Consider the following 23357-nt stretch of genomic DNA (forward strand, 5'->3'; position numbering starts at 1 on the left):
ATGGCGGGTTCCAGACCCCGGTTCCCGAATAAGAAAGGGCGCGTCGGCAACGGCGTGCAGTGGCACAGGTTTCTTTTGGCGGGTAAGAGGATGCCCGCGCGGCACCATGACCGTCAGTGGATTCAATGCAAAGGGAATAGCTTCTACATCGACTTCATTGTCGGGCACCTGTCCCATGACATAAAGATCATCTTCCCCATTCTGAATGCGTTGAATGATTTCATCGCGATTGCTGACCTTCATACCAAACTCAATGCCCGGAAATTGCTGATCGAAAGCTGCAAGCAGCTCTGGGGCGATATATTTGGCAGTAGTCACCACACCCAGGCGCAATTTTCCCCGTCGAATCCCCTTACGATCGGCAAGCTGCGTTTCCAGGTTTTCAAAAGTACGAAATAACTCCCGACAGGCCGCATACAGATCTTGACCAGCGCCTGTCGGCCGAATTTCTTTTCCGCTGGATTCAAATAACGGGAGCCCTACCGTTTCTCCGAGCTTTTTCATTTGCAAGGAGATGGTCGGCTGCGCCAAAAATAGTTCATCTGCGGCCTTGGTAAAGCTTTTCATACGAATAACGGTCGAAAAAATCTGCAATTGCCGAAAGGTCACATGGCGCAAAAGCGAATGGAAATATCGGGATTTGCCTTCCTGGGTTTGCTGGTTATCCATAAAATTACGAACCGTCATCACGACGGAGCACAAATACCAGCTCCTCAAAGCGATGGAAATCCGTAGATCCCGCCTCGCGCAAGTCGATTGAGGATAGGTGCTCTACAGCCCAATAGGGCTGGTAGAGTGCGCAGACTTCAGTCTCTGCTACGGCAAAAGGCGGGCCTTGCCGGGTTTCCTGAGGATAATCGAGGGTGATCAGCAAGATAGGGGGTCGATGGGGAAGCATATCCTGGAGTTTTACGGCGTAGGCGCGGCGCAATTCCGGGGGGAGGGCGATGAGTGCAGCCCGATCGTACACGGCGGCGATGCCCTGCAACTCTGTACCGGTGAGATCGAAAAAGTCCCCGCAAAAGATTTCGATAGGACCCGCCTGCCACCGTTGAAAAGCACCTACGCTGTCCACTTGCGGATGCAGATTGTGTTCCTGAAAAAACTCCTGAACAGCAATAGGGCTGAGTTCGACGCCACGTACCCGATAGCCTTGCTCGACCAGCCACAGCAGGTCCAGACTCTTGCCACACAGCGGAACGAAAACTGTACTCTCTTGAGCGACTTGCAGACGATCCCAAAAGACGGGCAGGCGTGGGTGAACATCCGGACGGTGGAAGCCGATGCGATGTTCTTGCCAGCGTTGTCGCCAATACGCCTGATTCATATAGTTTCCTGTTCAGGAGATTCACGGCACTGCCGTGCCATTGCTACCAATGCGGTGCGCGCCTCAGTGGCGTTGCTGACGGGTTCGGAAAAATCAAGGCGCAGCAGCTTGCCATCAGCACGTAAATCAAAACCATCGTAGTCAATGCCCACCATTTCTACATCAACAGCTTCGCAAGAGCACAGATAACGACAATAATCGCGCATATTGTCGCGATGATCAGCATTCATATGGGCAAGAATACCTGCTTCAGCTTCCACCAGAGCCGTTGTGGGTGGAGGTGCATAATGTTCAGGTCGCACCCAGTGAATTTTGCCGAAGCCGCCAATATAACGAATGTTTTCGACCTGAATCCGATAAAAATAAAAATCATGGGCAGCGAAGTAATCATGTGCCTGGGGTAAATAGCGCAGATAGCGGTCGCCAAAACCCTTTTTGTCGGGCAAGCGGGCCGCGCGCCCAGTTAAAGTCACCCGGCCCACAGCTTGCGCATCGTCTGCACAGGGATAAACCAGCAGGCTCACCCGAGAATCAGCATCAATATTTTTGGTGTGTTCGGCCAGATTGGAGATGAGAATGATTGGATTACCTGCGGCGTCGAGCACAAAAGGACTGACCGAGGCAAAAGGATAGCCTTCCAGTTTTTTGGAGAGTGTGCAGAGCGATCCATTATGGTAGCTGCGTACGAATCGCCTGGCTTCTGCGCCAATGGCAATTCCTTGGTCAATAGGTGTCATGCGATTTTCCAGGCTCGGGGGCATTTCGCCCAACCTCTGCAGTTTAAAGAGGGATTATTTATCTGTCGATTATTTACCGCTTGGCGAATGCCGCCATTCACTTTATCTTCAACAAAAAACCTGATGAGCGTAAATCCCATGGCCTTGATGAAAAAGTCCCTGCTATACCTTTTGTTGTCTTTGCCTTTTTTTCTGAACCCATTAGCGGCGTTAGCGGATGCTTCGCTGTGGCAACAAGTCCAGCATTGGGGCAAAGAACAGTGGTCCATGGCGACGGCAACCATGCCCCATTCGCCAGTCACTGTTCCGGCGCAGGGGAGCATCGAAGTGGCTTTTTCTCCGCCAGGAGGGGCAACAGCCGCTATTGTCCAGGCCGTGAACGGCGCACGCCAGCGGGTTTGGGTGCAAGCCTACAGTTTTACCAGCGCCCCTATTGCCAAGGCGGTTTTGCAAGCGGCACGTCGGGGGCTGGATGTTCAGGTGGTGCTGGACAAAAGCCAGCGTACCCAGAAATATTCCGTGGCAGACTTTTTTGCCAACCAGGGCGTGCCCGTATTTATTGACGATCAGCATGCCATTGCCCACAACAAGGTGATGGTCATTGATGCCGATACCCTCATCACCGGCAGTTTCAACTTCAGCAAGGCGGCGGAGCAGGCGAATGCCGAAAATCTACTGATTTTTCGGGGAAATCCTGCGCTGCAAAAGCTTTACGCCGAAAACTTCCGCTTTCATCTCAGTCATTCCACCCGTTACCAGCCTCGTCATGGTCTTGACTGACTGCGGGTGCCTCGACAACTTCAGACTAGGCCTTCCAGCAATTGCACATCGACCAGGCTACCTGCTGGTGCAGCATCGGCTTCGGCGGCGAGAATGATCAGGCAGTCCGCATGCGCGAGTCCACTCATGATGTGCGAAGCCTGTTGGCCGACCCCCGCCACCTGCAGGCCGTTTTCTCCAGAAATCAGCACGCCGCGTTGAAAGTCGGTTCTTCCCGGTTTTTTCTTGAGCGGATGTGCCAGCGGTATTTTGAGAACGGCGGGAGTCCAGGGGGTGCTTTTTCCCATCCGTTTGAGGATGCAGGGCTGCACGAACTGGTAGAAAGTCACCATGGTGGAAACCGGATTACCAGGCAGACCAAAAAACGTAGCCTCTCCCAGTTGGCCAAAGGCCAGCGGGCGGCCAGGCTTCATGTTCATTTTCCAGAAATTGATGCTGCCGATGCGTCCCAGCAGTTCGGCAATGTAATCCGCATCACCTACCGACACGCCGCCGGTGCTGATGACTAAATCAGCCATGTCTGCGGCTTGCTGCAGGGTGTTTTGCAGATGCTCCGGGTCATCCAAAATCCGTCCAAGATCCAAAACTTCACAGCCGAGACGTTGGAGCATCCCCTGCAGGGCGTAGCGGTTACTGTCGTATATTTGCCCTGCCTCCAGCGTACTACCCAGCGCACGCAGTTCATCACCCGTTGAAAAAAAGGCCACACGCAGACGTCTAAACACCTTGACCTCGGCCATGCCCAGACTGGCGATCAGGGCCAGTTGGGCGGGTCGGAGCAGCGTGCCGGCATGGAGGGCCGCGACGCCGGGCTGCAAATCTTCGCCAGCCTGGCGAATATTGGCGCCGGGTGCCGGGTGCTGCTGGGGAAGGATGGTTTTATCCTGAATTTCCGCCAGTTCCTGAATCAGGACGCTGTCTGCCCCTTCTGGTAAGACGGCGCCGGTCATGATGCGCACACATTCACCCGGCCCGACCACGCCCGTGAAGGGATGCCCGGCAAAGCAATGCCCAATGAGCTTTCTGGGTGCTTCGCCGTCACTGCTGCGCAGGGCGTAACCGTCCATCGCCGAGTTTGGCCAGGCGGGCACCGGTTGCGGGGCGCAAATGTCTTCAGCAAGAACCCGTCCCAGTGCAGCGCTGAGGTGCAGAACTTCGGTATCTGTCAGGGCAGGGCTGCTGGCAAGAATGGCAGCCCGCGCTTCTTCAACACTTTTTGCCAGGGGATCATGTTCGTTATCGCTACAGCAGTGAGCCATTCAGGGTTCCTCGTGTATCCAGTGGTGTATAAATTGTGCAATGCTTTCAGGCGCGTTGAGGTCCAGTACTGCACAGTGTGCAGGCAAGATCGCATCACTGGCTACGGCAATAATCCGGTGATCTTCTGCAGCCAGCAAAGGTTTTTGCAGCGCCGGCCGGTGTACCTCGATTTTTGAAATGGGCAAACCTTTGTTCCCTTCAATCAACAGCAAATCTGCGGGCGCAGGCAGGCTGTCTAAAATGCTTTCCAGCGTGACCTGTTCCGGCGCCAGACAGGTAGTGAACCAGCGTTTTGGGCCTTGTAACATGACCGTTTCGGCACCAACCTCACGCAGGCGATAACTGTCTTTTCCGGGGGTATCCCAGTCCACGTCATGATGCGTGGATTTGACCACGGCGATGCGAAAACCTGCTGCGCGAAGCAAGGGGATCAAGGCGCAGAGTAAGGTGGTTTTTCCGCTTCCGCTATATCCTATTACACCCAATGCTTTCATGACAGATCCCCGGGTGCGTTACAATTGCGCAGAACGGCTTCATCCAGATACAGGGTGGCGTAATCCAGATCACGAAACCAGTCCTGAACCCGCCGTCCGCCTTGATCCAGATAGGCTTGCAGCCGGGGTAAAAGGCGACGATGACATAAGACGAGTACCGCATGCCAGCGCTGGTCGCTGCGCACCACAACAAGATCCTTGTCCGTTTTCGCCTGCCACATCTGTCGCAACAAATCGTGGGGAAGCAGCGGACTGTCCACGGGAATGCTGGCTACCCAATCCTGCCCGGCAGCCGCCAGCCCGGCACTCAGACCCATAAGCGGACCTTCAAAAGTAGTGCAGGGATCAGAAATAACGGGGTAGCCTAAGGCCCGGTAATCTTCGAGCTGACGGTTGGCACTGATCAGAATTTCTGCGCTGTCTGCCTGCAGGATCTGAATGGCATGATTAATCAGCGGGACCTTGTGCCAAAGAACCCAGCCCTTATCGACGCCACCCATACGCCGCCCGGCGCCGCCGGCAAGAATCAATCCGGTGATCGGAAGCGGAAAAAAAGCCGGTGGGGAAACAGATTGCTCGACGTGCATCTTAATTTGGCTGCTGCCCTGTCATAAAAGCCTATGCTATCCTTCCACAATTCTCAGACAAGTAAAACCCGGAGCAGGTATGTGGGATTGGTTGCGGGGCAAGTCAGGACCGACTGCTCCCCCCCGAGGTGTAGTGGTGGATGCTGGTATTCCCAATCAGGAGCGCGTTGCAGAATTGCCGCTGCCCGAGGCGTTGTTTGTTCTACATTTTAATGGCTTCGCCCAACTCCCGGAAAATGCCGAATTGCGGCAATTGCTGCTCAACACGGCGCGTAACGGTGATTTTTTGCGCGATTTGCCCAGGGTCAGTGCCCGGCGGCTGGAAGAAAGTGCTGCGCTGCAGTCCCGTTTCGGCATAGAGCTGGAAACCGTCGTGCAATTTCTCAAGGTGTTGCACAGCGAAATTACCCGCCGCATGTATATTGATGCGGCCCGCAAGCGCGAGGACGTCGCCGGGCTGCAATTTACCCTCCGTGATCCTGCCAGGGCCGATGCCCGGGTATGCGCCATTACCGAGGCTAATTCCTATGATTTGGGTGCTGGTACTTACCCGTTTACTCATCTTCCCGAGAATCCGAATCTGGGAACAGAAAACCCCTTTATTATTCGTATTGTCATGAAAAAGGATCTGGCATGAAAAAAATAGCAATTTTCCCGGGTGACGGGATTGGACCCGAAATTGTGGACGCAGCACGACTGGTGCTGGATGCCGTGGACCAGGCTGCAGACCTGAATTTGCAATGTACCGATGGATTGGTCGGCGGCGCCGCCCTGGATGCGGCCGATGACCCCTTGCCGGAAGCCTCCCTGCAGTTGGCCATGGCGGCCGATGCGGTCATTCTGGGTGCTGTCGGTGGCCCGCGCTGGGATGGTCTGCCACCTGCCAAGCGTCCCGAGCAGGGTTTGCTGCGCTTACGCAAGCATCTGGATTTGTTTGCTAATTTGCGGCCAGCACAAATTTTCCCGCAGTTACTGAGTGCATCCCCACTGCGTCCGGAACTGGTGAGGGATGTGGATATTCTGGTAGTGCGCGAGCTGACGGGCGATATTTACTTTGGTGAGCCCAGGGCTGCGGAGGTTGTGGATGGCAAGCGTCGTGCTTACAACACCATGGTCTATGATGAAGACGAAATCCGGCGCATCGCCCACGTTGCTTTCAAGGCAGCACAGGGCCGGCGTAAACAATTATGTTCAGTGGACAAGGCCAATGTGCTCGAAACCACCCGTCTCTGGCGCGAAGTGGTGACTGAATTGGCAGCGGAGTATCCCGATGTTCATTTAAGCCATATGTATGTGGATAATGCAGCGATGCAGCTTGTTCGTGCGCCTTCCCAGTTTGATGTGCTGCTAACAGGGAATATGTTTGGTGATATTTTGTCGGATGAAGCGAGCCAGTTGACCGGCTCTATCGGCATGTTGCCCTCGGCTTCATTGGGTGAAGGGCGGGGCATGTATGAACCTATTCATGGTTCTGCTCCAGACATTGCCGGGCAGGATAAAGCCAATCCGCTGGCCACGATTTTGTCGGTGGCCATGATGTTGCGGCATTCTCTGGGTAACGAACTGTGGGCACAACGAGTGGAAACGGCAGTTCATAAAGTGCTAGATGAGGGGCTGCGTACGGCCGATATTGCTGCAGCCGGTGAAGCCGTCATCGGAACCCGGGCCATGGGCCATGCGGTTGTCAAGGCGTTGCAACTCTGAGGGCGAATCAAGTATGAAAAAATCTCATTATAACGTGGCGGTGCTGGGGGCGACGGGTGCCGTCGGTGAAGTCATGCTGCAAATCCTGGAGCAGCGCAAGTTTCCCGTCGATCAGCTTTACCTGTTGGCCAGTAGCCGCTCTGCAGGGGGGCGGCTGCCGTTTCGGGGTAAGCAGGTTCTGGTGCAGGATGCGGCCAAATTTGACTGGTCCCAGGTAGATATCGGTTTATTTTCTGCGGGTGCCAAAGTCAGTGCCCAATTTGCGCCATTGGCGGCGGAAGCGGGCTGCGTGGTCATTGATAATACCTCCCAGTACCGTTATGACGATGATATTCCTCTGGTCGTCCCGGAAGTTAATCCCCGGCGTATTGCCGATTATGTGAATCGGGGGATTATTGCCAATCCCAATTGTTCCACTATCCAGATGTTGCTGGCTTTGAAACCCATTGCCGATGCCGTGGGCATTGAGCGCGTGGTCGTGGCCACCTATCAGGCCGTCAGCGGGGCGGGTAAGCGCGCTATTGAAGAACTGGGACAGCAAACCATGGCCCTGTTCCGCCATGAAGAGGCTGTCTGCGATGTTTTCCCCAAGCGGATTTCCTTCAACTGTCTGCCTCAGATTGATGTGTTTCAGGATAATGGTTACACCAAGGAAGAAATGAAAATGCTTTGGGAAACCCGAAAAATTCTGGAGCTTCCTGATATCGCGCTGACGGCAACTTGCGTGCGGGTGCCCGTATTTTACGGTCATTCCGAGGCGGTCAATGTGGTGACCCGTGACCCGATTACCCCGGAGGCCGTGCGGGCCTTGCTGGAAAAAGCACCGGGCGTGACGGTGGTGGATAATCAGGAGAAGAATTTATGGCCATCAGCTCTGGATGCAGCAGGCCAGGATACCACTTATGTAGGGCGTATTCGCGGGGATTGCTCCCATGATAAGGGCATTAATTTCTGGGTGGTCTCCGATAATATTCGCAAGGGCGCGGCATTAAATAGTGTGCAGATTGCAGAGTTGTTGATTCGCGACTATTTATAGGGACATTGCGGGTTGAAAGTGGCCCATTGCAATACGCTTGCGTTACAGAAAATGAGGAAATAACAATGGAGAGAAAGAATTGGTTGTGGGCCATGGCCGGAATGGGCTTACTCATGCCGGGACTGGCCCAGGCACTGGGGCTGGGATCCTTGCAGGTCTTGTCTACTCCCGGAGAACCCTTTCGTGCGGAAATACCCATCCAATCAGTAACCCCTCAGACTGCATCCAGTCTTAATGCCAGCCTGGCCCCGGACAGCGCGTTTGCCATGATCAATCTGCCACAGGCTCCGACGCTTGAGCATTGGCAATTTACGGTGCGGCGTGGGAGTCAACCTGCCATTCTGATTTCCAGTCCTCTCCCTGTGAGTCAGCCAAATTTACAGTTTTTGGTCCAGCTCAACTGGTCAGGGGGGCAGTTGGTAAGAGAATACTCGGCCAGTGTTGCGAATAGCGCTGCAGCGATGCCCCTGGTATCCAGCCCGGCACCTGTTGCCCCGTCAGTAATTTCGCCTGTTAGTGTGCCAGCCACTGAACCTGTGGCGCGGACTCCCGCAGCGGCTAGGCTGTACCATGGTTGGTCGCGGGTGAACCGTTATGGCCCGGTACCGGTGAACAGCTCTCTGTATGATATAGCGCAGTCTATCACCAACAGTAATGCAGTTACGCTGGACCAAGTCATGTCGGCATTGGTCAAGGCCAATCCACAGGCTTTCAAAAATGCCAACCCCACGTATTTGTATGCGGGAAGCATGCTGAATTTGCCCAATGTAAATCAGGTACAGGCAATGGCACCTGCTCAGGCTACAGCCTGGTTGTCAACGCAAAGTCAAACGGGAAGTGCGGCGCCTCTTCCGGCTGCTCAAAAATCCGAAGCTGCGGCTTCCACAGCAAAAGCCCAGCCACAAAAAGCTTCCACCAGTCCCACCGAAAGTGCTACGCATCTGGTACTGTCCAGCGCGCCAGCCAATGCAGTAGCTGCCAGTGCTGATACGGCATCTGCTACCCGTTCGCCTCTGGCAGCGGACACCCTTGCCCTGCAGACGGAAAATCAGAAGCTGAAAGGTGAGGTAACGGGCCTAGGGCAGCGTCTGAGCGCGGAAGAGCGTTTACTGGTCAACCAGGGCGCCCAGTTGGCTACGCTCTCGCGCAATAGCGCCAATAGCAGTCTGCTCAACAACATCCCTCTACTGATTTCCCTGGGAGGGAACCTGCTGCTTCTCATCCTTTTTCTATGGATGTTGCGCCGTCAAAAAGAGTCAGAAAGGCGTCAGCGTGAAGTTTCTCAACGTCTATCCACGCTGAACAGTACCAAATCGAAACCTGTTGCCGAGCCGCCGTTTGTTGCAGCGGCACCGGCTGCCGCTGCCGCTGCCGCATATCAAGTGGACCGCGAGCCAGTAATAAACCCCGCAGTAATTTCTACGCCAATGCCGGTCGCAACGTCCCCTGTTCCCAAAGAAGTGCCGATAGAGGCGGCGGTGCCGGTTACTGAACAGGTCCCTGGGCAAACACCCGTCGAATATCATGGCGACCTGATGGAAATTGATCCCATTGAGCAGGCGGATCTTTACCTGACTTATGGTAAATCCGAGCAGGCCATTACGGTGATGAATGAAGCGCTGGATGATAATCCCAGACGCAAAGAGCTTTACGTCAAACTTCTGGATATGTATGCCACGCTGGATCGTCACACAGATTATCTGGATTTGGCGGAACGGATGCGGGGCCGCTTTGGCCCCCATAACGCCGCCTGGCAGGAGGTAGCTGCTCAGGGGTCCCGCCTGTTCCCGGGGAACGCTCTGTTTGCTTCGGAGGATGGAGGCGAACCCCCCGCTGACAAAGTGCAAGCGGCCCCCGCCACTGCGCAAGATGCAGACGATATGCTGGATTTTGACTTTTCCCATGAGCCGATTGCGTCTGCCGCTGCTACGGAAGAAGCCACTACGGATGAAGCCTTTCCTGCGGATGAAAAAGATCGCTTGTTGCAGGATATTGATGAACAATTCCGGCTGATGGATGCAGATCATCTTCCTGCTGAACCAGCGACTGGCGAGGTGGAATCCGCAAGTCATGAGCCCATCCCGGCTCCCGAAGCGCCCAAGGCCGAAGCCCCCAAGGTCGAAGCCTCAAGTGCTGAAGATACGCTGCCATTCTCTTTCGGGCTGTCGCCCTTTGAGGAAGAACAAGCTCCGGTTGTTCATGCCAAGGAACCTGATCCCAAACCTGAGCCTGATGCCGAACCTGATCCCGAGCCTGAAGCCGTTCGTGAAATGCCCAAGCCGTCCATGGTTGAAGAGACGAGTCCTGCAGCCGAAGACTGGGATGCGGTAGGAACCAAGCTGGATCTGGCCAAAGCCTATATTGAAATGGGAGACAGTGAATCGGCGCGCGATCTTCTGGAGGAAGTGAGCAAGGAAGGGACTAGCACGCAGCGTGAAGAAGCCCAGAAAATGCTCGAAGAATTGTAATTTGTCTCCTGTCGTTCTGGTAGATCGCCCAAGGCCCGGCATACGCTGGGCCTTGGGCGTTGAATATGACGGCAATGGTTTTTGTGGCTGGCAGCGTCAGTTGGGTCAGGCCAGCGTACAGCAGTCTTTGGAGGAAGCTCTCAGCCGTCTGGCCGGGACAGCGATTTCGGTCACTGTGGCAGGGCGGACGGACACCGGCGTGCACGCGCTGTGCCAGGTGGTCCATTTTGATGCACCCGTGCAGCGTTCTGCAGAATCCTGGCTGCGGGCCACCAATACTTATTTGCCGGATGGTGTGGCAGTGCGCTGGGCGCAGCCGGTATCCGCGCATTTTCATGCCCGATTTTCCGCAACGGCCAGACGCTATCGCTATGTGATTCTCAATCGCCGGGAAAAATCGGCGTTGTGGCGTCATCACACGGCCTGGGTATACAGTCCGCTAGCTATTGAGCCCATGCAGGTGGCGGCGGATTTGTTACTGGGTACCCATGATTTTTCTGCTTTTCGGGCTTCATCCTGTCAGGCCAATAACCCCGTACGCAGTTTAAACCGCCTGACGGTCAGTCAGCGTGGCGACCTGATTAGCATTGATGCCGAAGCTAATGGATTTTTGCACCACATGGTGCGTAATCTTGCCGGCGTTTTGATAGCCATTGGTCGTGGCGATCAGTCTCCACAATGGGCCGCAGAAGTCCTTGCCAGCCGGGATCGTTGTCAGGCCGGAGTGACCGCCCCGCCTGGAGGCCTTTATTTTGTTGCACCGCGCTATCCCGATGAATTCGCATTGCCTGTCGATGCGGTAGATCCCGGTTTTCTGACAGGTACATAAAGGTCTGCCATCCAGCATCAGTGATAGCTGTGGATGTGGGTTTATCCCGATGGCAGTGTTAGAATGCGCTGATGATACGGGCGAAAATTTGCGGCATAACGCATGTGGATGATGCTGTGGCGGCGGCACGAGTGGGCGCAGATGCCGTTGGCCTGGTGTTTTATGAAAAAAGCCCGCGTGCAGTATCGGTTTCCCGAGCTCGGGAGATACTTCAGGCATTACCCCCTTTTGTGAGTTCGGTCGGACTTTTCGTTAATGCGGATCCGGCTACCATAGAAAGGGTTCTGGATGGTTGTCCATTGGATACTCTCCAGTTTCACGGTGATGAACCGCCTGATTTCTGTCGGCGTTTTGGCCGTCCCTATCTGAAAGTCTTGCGTGTCTCGGGAGAAGAAGATTTACGCCGTCCGGTGGATGATTATTTCGATGCCCAAGGTTTGCTGCTAGATTGTGCGGTAGCTGGGCACTGGGGTGGTTCCGGGCAGAGCTTTGCCTGGTGGAAGCTGCCGGACTTGGGCAAGCCACTGATTCTGGCTGGTGGTTTGCGTGCCGACAATGTGCAGGAAGCCATCCGTGTGGCTTGCCCCTATGCGGTGGATGTCAGCAGTGGGGTAGAGCAGTCGCCGGGTATCAAAGATCATGACAAAATGGGACAGTTTATGGCCCAACTGCAAGGGTTTTGAGGAGACGATATGGACAATTACGAGCTGCCGGATGCAATGGGGCATTATGGACCCTATGGCGGACGTTTTGTGGCGGAGACGCTGATTCCGGCACTGGAAGAATTAAACCAGGCTTATCAGGAAGCTCAGGCTGATCCCGAATTTCGCGCCGAATTACACAGTGAATTGCGGCAATTTGTCGGGCGTCCCAACCCTCTGTACCACGCCGAGCGCATCTCCCGCAGATTGGGTGGTGCCCAGATTTATTTAAAACGCGAAGACCTGAATCATACGGGAGCGCATAAAATCAATAATGCCGTGGGACAGGCATTATTGGCCCGGCGCATGGGCAAAAAGCGGATCATTGCGGAAACGGGAGCAGGACAACATGGTGTGGCCACTGCGACGGTAGCCACCCGTTATGGCATGGAATGTCTAGTGTATATGGGTGAAGAAGATATTCAGCGGCAATCCAGCAATGTCTTTCGGATGCGTTTGCTGGGCGCCCAGGTGGCGGCTGTAACCAGTGGCACCCGCACACTGAAGGATGCGCTCAATGAAGCTCTGCGCGACTGGGTCAGTCATGTGGATAACACGTTTTATGTGATTGGTACCGTAGCAGGTCCCCATCCTTACCCGGCCATGGTTCGCGATTTTCATCGTGTTATTGGTGATGAAGCACGGGCTCAATGTCTGGAGCTGACCGGTCGCTTGCCAGACGTTTGCGTGGCCTGTGTGGGCGGTGGCAGTAATGCTATCGGGTTGTTTTACCCGTTCATCAATGACCAGTCGGTGCGTCTGATCGGTGTGGAGGCGGGTGGACTGGGTTTAAGTACCGGCCAGCATGCCGCACCACTGACTACGGGGCGTCCCGGGGTGTTGCATGGTAATCGCACTTATCTCATGGAAGATGAAGACGGCCAGATTCTGCCAACCCATTCCATCTCGGCCGGTCTGGATTATCCGGGCGTGGGACCAGAGCACGCCTACCTGAAAGATATTGGTCGTGCTGAATATGTGGCAGCTACAGATCAGGAAGCTTTGCAGGCCTTTCACGAACTATGCCGCACGGAAGGCATCATACCGGCTCTGGAGACCGCGCATGCCCTGGCCCATGCCTTTGCCATCGCGCCCGGCATGCGTTCAGATCAAACTATTATTGTCAATTTATCGGGCCGGGGTGATAAGGATATTCACACGGTCGCGGCTCTGGAGGGTATTCATTTATGAGTCGCTTAACGGCCATGTTTGCGGTGTTGCAGCAGAAAAACCGGGCGGCCCTTATTCCTTTTATTACCGCCGGTGATCCTTCCCTGACGGCAACCGTGCCCCTTATGCATGCCCTGGTAGAATCCGGAGCGGATGCGATTGAGTTGGGCATGCCCTTTTCCGATCCCATGGCCGATGGGCCCAGTATTCAGCGGGCCAGTGAGCGCGCCCTCGGGCGTGGCGTCAAGTTGCGGATGGTACTGGAATGGGTCCGCGAATTCCGGCGCAGTAATCAACAGACGCCGGTCATCCTCATGGGCTATCTGAATCCGCTGGAAGCCATGGGCATGGCGACCTTTGCGGAGTTGGCGGCAGAGGCTGGTGTGGATGGAGTTATCATTGTTGATCTGACCCCCGAAGAGGGCCGCGAAGAAGCAGCTTTGCTCAAGGCCTGTGGTGTGGACCCCATTTTTCTGCTGGCTCCCACCAGTGGCGCGGCGCGGGTGCAGACGGTCCGCCAACTGGGCAGCGGTTTTGTTTACTATGTCTCCTTGCGGGGTATTACCGGAGCAGCGCAGTCTGACTGGCCCGAGGTCCTCAAACGTGTTGGTGAATTGCGCCAGGAGTTAGCTTTACCCGTAGCCATCGGTTTTGGTATTCGTGATGCCGGGACTGTGGCCCGGGTTGCCCAAGGCGCGGATGCGGTGGTGGTCGGCAGTGCCCTGGTAGAACAACTGGCCGATTGCGGCGATGATCAGGCAGCTGTCCAGACTGCCAAAATCTTTATTCAAGCGTTGGCGGAAGCCGTGCAAAAACCCCGGAGTGTTCAATGAGCTGGTTTGACCGGGTATTACCGCCAAAAATCAAGAAAAACCCCAATCCAGAGCCGCAAGCGACGGAAAGCAAGCGCACGGTACCAGAGGGATTGTGGTCCAAGTGTCCCACCTGTCAAACGGTTTTGTATCGTACCGAGCTGGAAGAAAATCTGTTTGTCTGTCCCAATTGTGGTCATCATCAGCGCATTACCGCCCGGCAGCGTCTGGATTTTTTTCTGGATGCAGAACCGCGTCTGGAAATTGCCAAGGAATATGTCCCTGTCGATCCTCTGCGTTTTAAAGATCAGAAGCGCTACAAAGAGCGTTTGCAGGAAGCCCAGAACAAGACCGGTGAAAAAGATGCTTTGGTGGTCATGCGCGGCCTGCTTCAGGGGCGTCCGGTGGTAGTTGCCGCTTTCGCTTTTGAATTCATGGGGGGCAGTATGGGTTCGGTGGTCGGTGCCCGTTTTGCCCGGGCCGCAGAAACCGCCCTGGTCGATCGCTGTCCATTGGTCTGTTTTTCAGCCAGTGGTGGTGCCCGTATGCAGGAAGGCCTGCTGTCATTGATGCAGATGGCCAAAACCTCGGCAGCCGTTGAACGCCTGGCCAAAGCCGGACTTCCCTTTATTTCGGTACTCACAGACCCCACCATGGGCGGGGTTTCTGCGAGCCTCGCGACGCTGGGCGACGTGCTGATTGCCGAGCCCAAGGCGCTTATTGGTTTTGCGGGTCCACGCGTCATCGAACAGACTATCCGCGAAAAGCTGCCGGTGGGTTTTCAGCGTTCGGAGTATTTGCTGGAACACGGGGCTATTGATCAGATTGTAGATCGTCGCCAGTTGCGCACGGTGATCGGTGAAATACTGGGAATGCTGACCCAGTCCAGCAGCAATCCATAGGAGCTGATTGTGCCGCAGAGCAGGGTGTTGACCGATGCCCTCACTGATCAGGTGATGCGCATGGCCGGTCCGCCAGAACGGATTGTCCTTGGTCTGGAGCGCATGCGGGCGGCCATGCTTTTGTTGGGCCTTTCCGAACGCTTGCCGATGCCGGTCATTACGGTGGCGGGCACCAACGGCAAGGGTTCTACGGTGGCTTGTCTGGAAACTTTTTACCGACAGGCAGGTTATCGGGTTGCCGCCTATACCAGCCCGCATATCTGGTCGTTTAACGAACGCCTGCGTCTAAACGGGATACCTGCACCGACATCTGACTGGGACGCTGCGCTGAAAGACATTGCAGCCGTTGCCGGAACCCTTGCCCTGACCTTTTTTGAAATCACGACCCTGGCTGCAGTGAAAATTCTCTGTGCGGCGCAGGTGGATCTGGCCATATTGGAGGTCGGACTGGGCGGGCGACTGGATGCTGTCAATGCTTTTGATCCGGACTGCAGTGTGCTGACTACGGTAGACCTGGATCATCAAGACTGGCTGGGCCCGGATCGACTGTCCATCGGGCGGGAAAAATCCGGAATTTTTCGGCCCAATGTCCCGGCTCTCTACGGGGATGCTGCAAATCCTTGCGCATCCGTGCTGGAAACAGCAGCACAAAATCAGGTGCCGTTACAATTACTCGGTCGTGATTTCGATTTTGATGCGCAATCTCGCCGTTGGTGGGGATTTGGTCAGACCCTGGCGATGCCAAAACCGCTTTGGCCCGCAGCTGCGCAATGGCAGAATCTGGCTCTTGCCCTGGCCACCGTCTGGTTTTTGCAAACAAAATTACCCGTTTCCGAGGCGGCATTAAGCCATTGGTCCATCCGGCCGGATTTACCGGGCAGGGCACAGATGTTGCGGCCCTGGGGCGAAAGCGGTCCGCGTCTGATTGTCGATGTCGCCCACAATCCCCAGGCAGTGGCGCAATTGGCAACGCTGTTGGCGGGGCAGGGCGGGCGCTGCCATGCGGTAGTGGCCATGCTCGCCGACAAAGATGTTGCAGGAACGCTGAAAAACTTGCTCAGGTGTGTAGAAGTCTGGCATGTTCTGGAAATAACCGATACGCCACGTGCTGCCAGTGCTGCCAGTCTGCAGAAATGTTTGTGGGAAATAGGCGCTGCTCATGTGGAAATTGAGGAAAATATGCAAACCGCTCTTGATGCACTGGGTGCCGTTTTGACCAGCAATGACAGCATTGTCTGCTTCGGATCATTTCATCTGGTCAAGCAGTTGCCCCGGCAATGGCTGGACGGTACCAGCGTGTGAATTACTGGCTGGATATTGTCGTTGTCGGACTGGTCGTATTATCCGCCCTTTGGGGGTTGTTTCGGGGCATGGTTCGCGAATTTTTCTCATTGGCGGCCTGGGTTGGTGGATTTTATGTGGCCTGGACCTGGGGTGGGAGCTGGCTGGCGCCGCAGTTATCCCATGATATTCCTGTCGGATGGCGGGTACCGTTAGCCTCTTTTATCCTGTTTTTTGGCTGTCTGGTGATCGGAACCCTGTGCGCTTTTGTGGTGCGTAAGTTATTATACGGCATTGGCTTTGGAGCCACCGACCGGTTTCTGGGCACTTTTTTCGGATTCCTGCGGGGCTTGGTGCTGATCGCTATTCTGGTCACATTGGTACAATCTTCGGATTTGTCCCATGAGTCCTGGTGGAAAAACTCCTGGCTGGCGCAGGAGCCCATAAAACACTGGTCACAATCGTTGACGGCGCCAGCCGTATCCTATTTGGAGTCGCAGAAAATTGCACACTGAACGTTGGGAAGAACAATTTGTAGAAGATGATCATTTCCATGATGAATGTGGAGTGATTGGCGTTTTCGGGCATCCAGAAGCTGCTAATCTCACTTATTTGGGGCTATACGCCCTGCAACATCGTGGTCAGGAATCTGCCGGTATTGTTTCGGAAGATCAGGGCAAGTTATTTGTCCAGCGGGGTATGGGACGGGTGGCGGATGTGTTTGGTCTGGAACAGATCAGTAAACTGCCCGGCGAGCAGGCTATTGGTCATGTGCGTTATTCCACGGCGGGCGGTTCTGTGCTCAGGAATACGCAGCCGATTTTTATCAATTACCGGCACGGCGCTTTTGCTGTCGGCCATAATGGTAATCTGGTCAATGCCGATGAATTACGTCTTCGTCTGGAACAGGAAGGCGCTATTTTTCATACCGATATGGACACGGAAGTTATTGTACACCTGCTGGCGCGAGTGCCTGGAGAAGACCCCGGAACCCGTCTTGCTGCTGCACTAAAACAAGTGTCGGGTGCTTATTCCCTGGTTTGCCTGACCGAAACCCGGCTGATCGGCGTGCGCGACCCCATGGGTTTCCGTCCCCTGGTTCTTGGTCGTCTGATTGATTCCGGGGGTTTTGTGCTGGCTTCCGAAACCTGTGCCCTCGATTTGATGGGTGCTGAATTTGTCCGGGATATTGAGCCCGGCGAACTCATCATTATCTCCAAGGAGGGCATCGAAAGCCGCAAGCCTTTTGCCCCCTCCGAACGCAGAATGTGTGTGTTTGAATACATTTATTTTGCGCGACCTGATAGTGTTCTGGATGGCACGCATGTGTATTCGGCGCGTAAGCAGATTGGCAGGGCCCTTGCCCATTTGCATCCACGGGAAGCCGATGTGGTGGTACCCGTACCGGACTCAGGCGTTGCTGCGGCCATGGGTTATGCCGAAGCTTCCGGGCTTCCCTTTGAACTGGGTTTGATCCGCAATCATTATGTCGGTCGCACATTTATCCAGCCTGCCCAGCGTGGCCGCGATTTTGGCGTCAAGGTCAAACTCAATGCCCAACCCAATATTCTCCGTGGCAAACGCGTCATTCTGGTTGATGACTCGATTGTGCGCGGCACCACCAGCGCCAAAATTGTCAATCTGGTGCGCGCTGCCGGGGCCCGTGAAGTGCATTTTCTGGTCAGTTCACCACCGACAACGGGGCCCTGTTATTACGGCATTGATACTCCGGACCGCTCCCAATTAATTGCCGCCCAGCATAGTATTGAGGAAGTGCGTAAAATCATCGGGGCGGACAGTTTGGGCTATATCAGTCTAGATGCCCTGTACGAAGCGGTGGGTGCGCGCACCCAGGGATTTTGTGATGCCTGTTTCAGCGACGACTATCCGTTGCCTACGCCTGAAGGTCATGGCTCCCGTCAGTTGCACTTGCTCAAGGAGGTGAAATGAGTTCAGAAAACCAGGATGCAGATTGGACCACCCAATTACGTCTGGAAACTCTCGCTATTCGTTCGGGCATTCACCGTACTCAGGAACAGGAACACAGCGAAGCTATTTTCCCGACTTCCAGCTTTGTATTCGACTCCGCTGAAGAAGCCGCCGAACGTTTCGCCGGACGAGTCCCGGGAAATATTTACGCGCGCTTTACCAATCCGACGGTGCGCACCTTTGAAGAGCGCCTGGCAGCCCTGGAGGGTGCTGAGGGTTGTGTCGCGACCGCATCGGGAATGGCCGCCTGCATGACGGCCTTCATGGGGTTATTGAAGGCTGGCGATCATATTGTCGCGTCGCGTTCCATTTTCGGTACGACGGTGCAGTTTCTCAGCACGATTCTCGGACGTTTCGGGGTGGAAACCACTTTTGTGCCCCTGGCGGATTTAGAGGCCTGGAAAGCCGCCATTCGTCCGGAAACACGCCTGCTGTTTCTGGAAACCCCTTCCAATCCCCTGACGGAAATTGGCGATATGGCCGCTTTGGCTGATCTGGCGCATCAACACGACGCCTGGCTGGTGGTGGATAATTGTTTCTGTACCCCGATACTTCAGCAACCCCTCCAGTTCGGGGCCGATCTGGTGTTACATTCTGCCACTAAATATCTGGACGGGCAGGGCCGGACTTTGGGTGGTGCGGTGTGCGGCAGTAACGCGCTGTTAAATAATGGACCCCGCAATTTTGTGCGCACGGCTGGCCCCAGCCTGAGTCCTTTCAATGCCTGGGTGCAGCTTAAAGGTCTGGAAACTCTGGCGTTGCGCATGGAAAAGCATTGTCAGAACGCCCAGCAAATTGCCGAGTGGCTGGTGAGCCGTCCGGAAGTAGAACAAGTGTATTTTCCAGGTCTGAAGACGCATCCGCAATATGCTCTGGCCGCGCAGCAACAAAAGCGTCCGGGTGCCATCCTCTCCTTTGATCTGAAAGGGGGGCAGGCGGCAGCCTGGGCTTTCGTTAATGGCCTGCGCCTGCTTTCCCTGACCGCCAATCTGGGGGATGCCAAAACCACTATCACCCACCCGGCCAGTACGACGCATAGTCGGGTCAGTCCTGAAGCCCGGGCTGCTGCAGGTATTGGCGATGGTTTGCTGCGCATCAGTGTGGGATTGGAGCATGTAGATGATCTGCGCGATGATTTGCAAAGGGGTTTTGCGGCCGCAAATATCGCTGTCTGATTTGCGCTATGCTGAGTTTACAGAGAGTTGTTTCCCTATCATTGCACTAACGGAGAAAAAGAGATGACAAGATTCCGTGCCTTACAACGTCATGGCCTCCAGCCGGATACCCGCATTTGTATGTTTGACAATGGCTTGCCCTTGAGTCTCAAGCCGGAAGACTCGGCTCTGAAAAGTATGACGGATCTGCGCCGCGTACCGGCCGCATCCACCAAGCCGGATACCACTATTGATCAGGCCATGCAGCGCATGATTCATGTCGGCGTCCGCCTGTTATTTGTTCTGGACGATTTGGGTACCCTGGTCGGCTTGATTACGGCCCGAGACATCATGGGTGAAAAGCCGGTTCGGCTGGCTGCAGAAGATCATGTCGCCCGAGAAGACATCAAGGTCCAGAATATCATGGTGCCCCTTGGACAAATTGATGTGCTGGATTTTCCCGAGGTAGAACGCTCCAGCGTCGGCGATATTGTCCTCACTTTGCGCAAGGCCGGTCGTCAGCATGCTCTGGTGCGTGAGGAAACCACACATGGCATTGAAATACGTGGTGTTTTTTCCGTCAGCCAGATTGCACGGCAGTTGGGTGTAACCCTGCAAAGTAATGATGTCGTGCAAAGCTTTGCCGGTTTGGAGCAACTCATCGCCAGTGATGACTAAATACATTCCGAGTAAAACGCAGCAGATGGGGGTCTGCCCCGGTGACTGAGGCAAATGGGCTGCTACTTGCAGCCCTCCTGATTTTTCTCAATGGATTTTTTGTAGCGGCCGAATTTGCCCTGGTCCGTCTGCGCAGTACCCATGCGCGTACTCTGGCTCAGGAACATGGGCTGCGTGGGCGCATTCTGGTACGCATGCATGCGCGTCTGGATGCTTATCTTTCTGCCACGCAATTGGGTATTACGTTTGCCTCTCTGGGTATTGGCTGGATTGGTGAGCCCGCAATGGCGCATTTACTGGTGCCAGTATTCCGGTTTTTCGGGATTTGTGACCCGGCTCTGCTGCATTCGATCGCATTGGCAGTCGGCTTTGCCGTGGTTTCATTTGTGGTTATTGTCATTGGCGAGTTGGTGCCTAAATCTTTGGCCATTCGTAAAGTCGAAGCCGTTTCGCTGTGGACGGGCGCACCGCTCTACGCCTTCTATTGGCTGATGTATCCGGTCATTTTTATTCTCAATGGCGCAACACGCCTTGTGCTGCGCCTGTTTGCCCTGCGTCTGGATCAGCATGCCGGTGATGCGCCGCATTCCCGGGATGAACTGGCGATGATTCTTGCCCTCAGCCAGGCTCAGGGCACCCTGGGTCAGCGCACCGGTGATATTCTCGACCGCACGCTGGATTTCAATGAACTGACGGCCGGCGATTTGATGCGTCCTGCGGCAGACATGATCTGCCTGATGCGTGAGGAAAGTCCCGAAGAAACCCAGGCAATGATGTTGCGCCATCGTTTTACCCGCTACCCGGTCTGCGAGGGCGACCGTCAGCATGTGATTGGTTTGCTGCATGTGAAAGACGCTTTTGCGCAGATGGCGCGCCATGATGATCTGGGCGATCTCAAAAACCTGTTACGACCCTTACCCTCAGTCAATAAAGCCATGCCTGCCATGGACCTGCTGAGCCATTTTCGTTCCGGCCACCCGCATTTTGCGCTAGTGGTGGATGACCTCGGCACAATCACCGGTTTTGTGACGCTGGATCATGTTCTGGAAAGCCTCCTCGGCGTCATTCCCGACGAATTCCGCCACCAACGCAAGGAGTGGCAGCGGCGCCTGGATGGTAGTTGGGTAGGATCAGGAAGTTTATCCCTCTATTCCCTGGAGCGTTGTCTGGATCGGGATATTGACGAAGATGCAGCAGATACCATCGGTGGGCTGGTCATGCGCCAACTGGACAGGGTTCCAGAAGAGGGCGAAAGAGTAGCGTTTCCCGATTTTGATGTGCTGGTATTGCGCAAAAAAGGCCCGCGTATTACTCAGGTGCAAGTCATCCCGCATCCTGAGAATGATGCGTCGGACTGGTTTTCCTGAAAAAGAGACAACATGCTGAAAAGTGATTTTACCTACGATTTGCCCCCGGAACTGATTGCCCAGGAGCCACTGGCAGAGCGCAGCGCCTCGCGGATGCTGGTGCTGGATGGTGATTCTGGCCAATGGCAGGATAGCTGGATTCGTGCGTTGCCAGAATACCTCAATCCGGGTGACTTGCTGATTCTCAACGACACCCGGGTGCTACCGGCCCGACTGCATGCCCACAAGCAGACGGGTGGTGCCGTCGAGTTGTTGCTGGATCGCCTGCTGGGGGAGGAAGAAGGCTGGTTTCTGGCCAAATCTTCCAAAGCCTTGCGACCCGGCATGGTGTTACAACTGGCGCAGGGTGAGCGGGCGGAGGTGCTGGAAAAAGACGGAATGGATGTCCGTCTGCGTCTTCACCAGGCGTCCTGGTTGGCGGTGCTGGAATCTGAGGGAAGCATGCCGTTGCCCCCCTACATTCACCGTGCTCCCGAGGCCCGTGATCAAGAACGTTACCAGACGGTTTATGCTGATAAACCGGGGGCAGTTGCCGCACCGACGGCCGGTCTGCATTTTGATCAGGGCTTACTGGAAGCATTGGATGCCCGGGGCGTGGAGCGCCGTTTTGTGACCCTGCACGTCGGCGCAGGAACCTTTTTGCCGGTGCGCAGCGAGCAGGTGCACGAACATCAGATGCATGCCGAAACCCTGATTGTTTCCCCGGAAACCGTGGCAGCCATCACCGCCACCAAAGCCCGGGGAGGACGCGTAATTGCGGTAGGAACAACCGCCTGTCGGGCACTGGAAACCGCCGGACAGGACGGCACCTTGCGTCCTTACGTGGGTGAAACCCGCCTGTTTTTGTATCCTGGCAAAAAATTTCAGGTGATTGATGCGCTGCTGACCAATTTCCACTTGCCCGAGTCCACACTGCTGATGCTGGTTTGTGCTTTTGCCGGAACTGAATGTATGCTCGCCGCCTATCAGCATGCGGTTGCCGCCCGCTATCGTTTTTTCAGTTACGGAGATGCCATGTTCATTACCCCTGCAGCGCTTTCGCGGTACTTGCCCTGATGGGTATTTTCGAATGTCTGGGTAAGGATGGTGCAGCCCGGCGCGGTATTGTCCACTTGCCCCGGGGAGATATTCAAACGCCGGCCTTCATGCCGGTAGGAACCTATGGCACCGTCAAGGCTATGGCTCCGGAAGAACTGAAAGCCATTGGTGCGGACATTATTCTCGGCAACACCTTTCATCTTTTTCTGCGTCCGGGTCTGGAAGTCATCACCGCCCTCGGCGGCCTCCATAAAATGATGCACTGGGACCGCCCCATCCTGACCGATTCTGGCGGCTTTCAGGTTTTCAGTCTTGGCGCGCTACGCAAACTCCGCGAAGCGGGGGTGGAATTTCGTGCGCCTACGGACGGTCACAAGGTTTTTCTGGGACCGGAAGAGTCCATGCAGATTCAGGCCGTGCTAGGTTCGGATATTGCCATGGTTTTTGACGAATGTACGCCGCATCCGGCGACCTACGAAGCAGCACGGGTCAGCATGGAGCTCTCCCTGCGCTGGGCAGCACGTTCCCGCCGGGCTTACCAGGGGCCGGGTCAGTTATTTGGCATTGTCCAGGGGGGAATGTATGGTGATTTACGGCAGCGTTCTCTGGAAGGTTTGCAGAAACTCGATTTTCCGGGCTTGGCCGTGGGTGGGCTTTCGGTGGGTGAAAGCAAGGCCGAGATGATGGCGGTGCTGGAAAATCTCATGCCGCAAATGCCCGGCGATCGACCCCGCTACCTGATGGGCGTAGGCACGCCGGAAGATTTAGTAGAGGGCGTGTACCGGGGCGTGGATATGTTTGATTGTGTCATGCCGACCCGAAATGCCCGCAATGGCTGGTTATTTACGCGCGACGGCATTCTCAAGCTCCGCAACGCCAGTTACGAAAAAGATCCCCTCCCTCCCGATCCGGAATGCAGTTGCTATACCTGCCGCAATTACAGCCGGGCTTATTTGCGGCACCTGCAGCGTAGCCATGAAATATTGGGGGCGCGCCTGAATACCCAACATAACCTCCATTACTATCAGGAGCTCATGGCGGGG

The 23357-nt window shown here is 55.2% G+C and carries 24 protein-coding genes; 18 read left to right on the plus strand and 6 right to left on the minus strand.

The annotated features are described in order from the left end of the window. The 3 genes from HJG40_RS11180 to HJG40_RS11190 form a co-directional block, all read right to left on the minus strand. Nucleotides 1–702, minus strand: a 702-nt coding sequence (locus HJG40_RS11180) for a LysR substrate-binding domain-containing protein (RefSeq protein ID WP_226857403.1), incomplete at its 3' end; no start/stop codon positions are given. Beyond that, on the minus strand, nt 674–1327 hold the full coding sequence (locus tag HJG40_RS11185) for a thiopurine S-methyltransferase (RefSeq protein WP_215864266.1): 654 nt from the start codon (nt 1325–1327) through the stop codon (nt 674–676). The genes HJG40_RS11185 and HJG40_RS11180, both read right to left, overlap by 29 nt. Further along, nucleotides 1324–2064 carry a HugZ family pyridoxamine 5'-phosphate oxidase gene (locus HJG40_RS11190; RefSeq protein WP_215864267.1) on the minus strand — a complete coding sequence of 247 codons (741 nt, stop codon included), beginning with the start codon at nt 2062–2064 and terminating at the stop codon, nt 1324–1326. Before HJG40_RS11190 ends, HJG40_RS11185 begins: the two co-directional genes overlap by 4 nt. A gap of 138 nt (nt 2065–2202) precedes the next feature. On the opposite strand from HJG40_RS11190, the gene HJG40_RS11195 reads away from it, so the two are divergent. Beyond that, nucleotides 2203–2844: a phospholipase D family nuclease gene (locus HJG40_RS11195; RefSeq protein ID WP_215864268.1), complete on the plus strand. Its 642-nt coding sequence runs from the start codon at nt 2203–2205 to the stop codon at nt 2842–2844. Between the two features lie 20 nt (nt 2845–2864). Here the strand turns inward: HJG40_RS11195 and moeA are convergent, their stop codons facing one another. The 3 genes from moeA to mobA are packed head-to-tail and all read right to left on the minus strand — an operon-like array spanning nt 2865 to nt 5185. Then, on the minus strand, nt 2865–4103 hold the full coding sequence (gene moeA, locus HJG40_RS11200; RefSeq protein ID WP_215864269.1) for a molybdopterin molybdotransferase MoeA: 1239 nt from the start codon (nt 4101–4103) through the stop codon (nt 2865–2867). Continuing rightward, entirely contained in the window at nt 4104–4598 is a 495-nt protein-coding gene (gene mobB / locus HJG40_RS11205) for a molybdopterin-guanine dinucleotide biosynthesis protein B (RefSeq protein ID WP_215864270.1), read from the minus strand. Beyond that, a complete protein-coding gene (gene mobA, locus HJG40_RS11210; protein WP_215864271.1) occupies nt 4595–5185 on the minus strand; it encodes a molybdenum cofactor guanylyltransferase MobA in 591 nt (196 codons plus the stop codon). The genes mobB and mobA overlap by 4 nt, the downstream gene beginning before the upstream one ends. Before the next feature lie 79 nt (nt 5186–5264). Between mobA and HJG40_RS11215 the strand changes: the two genes are divergently transcribed. The 17 genes from HJG40_RS11215 to tgt form a co-directional block, all read left to right on the plus strand. Beyond that, complete coding sequence (locus tag HJG40_RS11215; RefSeq protein WP_215864272.1) at nt 5265–5822, plus strand: hypothetical protein; 558 nt, start codon at nt 5265–5267, stop codon at nt 5820–5822. Beyond that, nucleotides 5819–6889: a 3-isopropylmalate dehydrogenase gene (gene leuB, locus HJG40_RS11220; RefSeq protein WP_215864273.1), complete on the plus strand. Its 1071-nt coding sequence runs from the start codon at nt 5819–5821 to the stop codon at nt 6887–6889. The genes HJG40_RS11215 and leuB overlap by 4 nt, the downstream gene beginning before the upstream one ends. 13 nt (nt 6890–6902) lie before the next feature. Next, nucleotides 6903–7925: an aspartate-semialdehyde dehydrogenase gene (locus tag HJG40_RS11225; protein ID WP_215864274.1), complete on the plus strand. Its 1023-nt coding sequence runs from the start codon at nt 6903–6905 to the stop codon at nt 7923–7925. Between the two features lie 65 nt (nt 7926–7990). After that, nucleotides 7991–10393: a FimV/HubP family polar landmark protein gene (locus tag HJG40_RS11230; RefSeq protein WP_215864275.1), complete on the plus strand. Its 2403-nt coding sequence runs from the start codon at nt 7991–7993 to the stop codon at nt 10391–10393. A 1-nt stretch (nt 10394) separates the two neighbouring features. Beyond that, entirely contained in the window at nt 10395–11222 is an 828-nt protein-coding gene (gene truA, locus HJG40_RS11235; RefSeq protein ID WP_215864276.1) for a tRNA pseudouridine(38-40) synthase TruA, read from the plus strand. Between the two features lie 71 nt (nt 11223–11293). After that, nucleotides 11294–11905 (plus strand): phosphoribosylanthranilate isomerase, encoded by a 612-nt coding sequence (locus tag HJG40_RS11240; protein WP_215864277.1) that lies wholly within the window; start codon nt 11294–11296, stop codon nt 11903–11905. A 9-nt stretch (nt 11906–11914) separates the two neighbouring features. Beyond that, complete coding sequence (gene trpB, locus HJG40_RS11245; protein ID WP_215864278.1) at nt 11915–13114, plus strand: tryptophan synthase subunit beta; 1200 nt, start codon at nt 11915–11917, stop codon at nt 13112–13114. After that, nucleotides 13111–13926 carry a tryptophan synthase subunit alpha gene (gene trpA / locus HJG40_RS11250; protein ID WP_215864279.1) on the plus strand — a complete coding sequence of 272 codons (816 nt, stop codon included), beginning with the start codon at nt 13111–13113 and terminating at the stop codon, nt 13924–13926. Before trpB ends, trpA begins: the two co-directional genes overlap by 4 nt. After that, the gene (accD, locus tag HJG40_RS11255) at nt 13923–14807 is read left to right on the plus strand and encodes an acetyl-CoA carboxylase, carboxyltransferase subunit beta (RefSeq protein ID WP_215864280.1); all 885 of its coding nucleotides are present in this window, start codon (nt 13923–13925) and stop codon (nt 14805–14807) included. Before trpA ends, accD begins: the two co-directional genes overlap by 4 nt. Before the next feature lie 9 nt (nt 14808–14816). Continuing rightward, a complete protein-coding gene (locus HJG40_RS11260; protein ID WP_215864281.1) occupies nt 14817–16109 on the plus strand; it encodes a bifunctional folylpolyglutamate synthase/dihydrofolate synthase in 1293 nt (430 codons plus the stop codon). After that, nucleotides 16085–16603: a CvpA family protein gene (locus tag HJG40_RS11265; RefSeq protein ID WP_215864282.1), complete on the plus strand. Its 519-nt coding sequence runs from the start codon at nt 16085–16087 to the stop codon at nt 16601–16603. The genes HJG40_RS11260 and HJG40_RS11265 overlap by 25 nt, the downstream gene beginning before the upstream one ends. Beyond that, entirely contained in the window at nt 16593–18038 is a 1446-nt protein-coding gene (gene purF / locus HJG40_RS11270; RefSeq protein WP_215864283.1) for an amidophosphoribosyltransferase, read from the plus strand. The genes HJG40_RS11265 and purF overlap by 11 nt, the downstream gene beginning before the upstream one ends. Next, a complete protein-coding gene (locus tag HJG40_RS11275) occupies nt 18035–19252 on the plus strand; it encodes an O-succinylhomoserine sulfhydrylase (RefSeq protein WP_215864284.1) in 1218 nt (405 codons plus the stop codon). The genes purF and HJG40_RS11275 overlap by 4 nt, the downstream gene beginning before the upstream one ends. Before the next feature lie 63 nt (nt 19253–19315). Then, nucleotides 19316–19909 carry a CBS domain-containing protein gene (locus HJG40_RS11280; protein ID WP_215864285.1) on the plus strand — a complete coding sequence of 198 codons (594 nt, stop codon included), beginning with the start codon at nt 19316–19318 and terminating at the stop codon, nt 19907–19909. 41 nt (nt 19910–19950) lie between these two features. Beyond that, nucleotides 19951–21276, plus strand: a complete 1326-nt coding sequence (locus HJG40_RS11285; protein WP_215864286.1) for a hemolysin family protein — start codon at nt 19951–19953, stop codon at nt 21274–21276. Nucleotides 21277–21288: 12 nt separating this feature from the next. Further along, on the plus strand, nt 21289–22332 hold the full coding sequence (gene queA / locus HJG40_RS11290; protein WP_215864287.1) for a tRNA preQ1(34) S-adenosylmethionine ribosyltransferase-isomerase QueA: 1044 nt from the start codon (nt 21289–21291) through the stop codon (nt 22330–22332). Next, nucleotides 22332–23357 (plus strand): tRNA guanosine(34) transglycosylase Tgt (gene tgt / locus HJG40_RS11295; RefSeq protein ID WP_215864288.1); only part of this gene is annotated, 1026 nt, incomplete at its 3' end. The genes queA and tgt, both read left to right, overlap by 1 nt.

The organism is Acidithiobacillus concretivorus, from assembly GCF_018853445.1.
GTDB classification, from domain to species: Bacteria; Pseudomonadota; Gammaproteobacteria; order Acidithiobacillales; family Acidithiobacillaceae; genus Acidithiobacillus; species Acidithiobacillus concretivorus.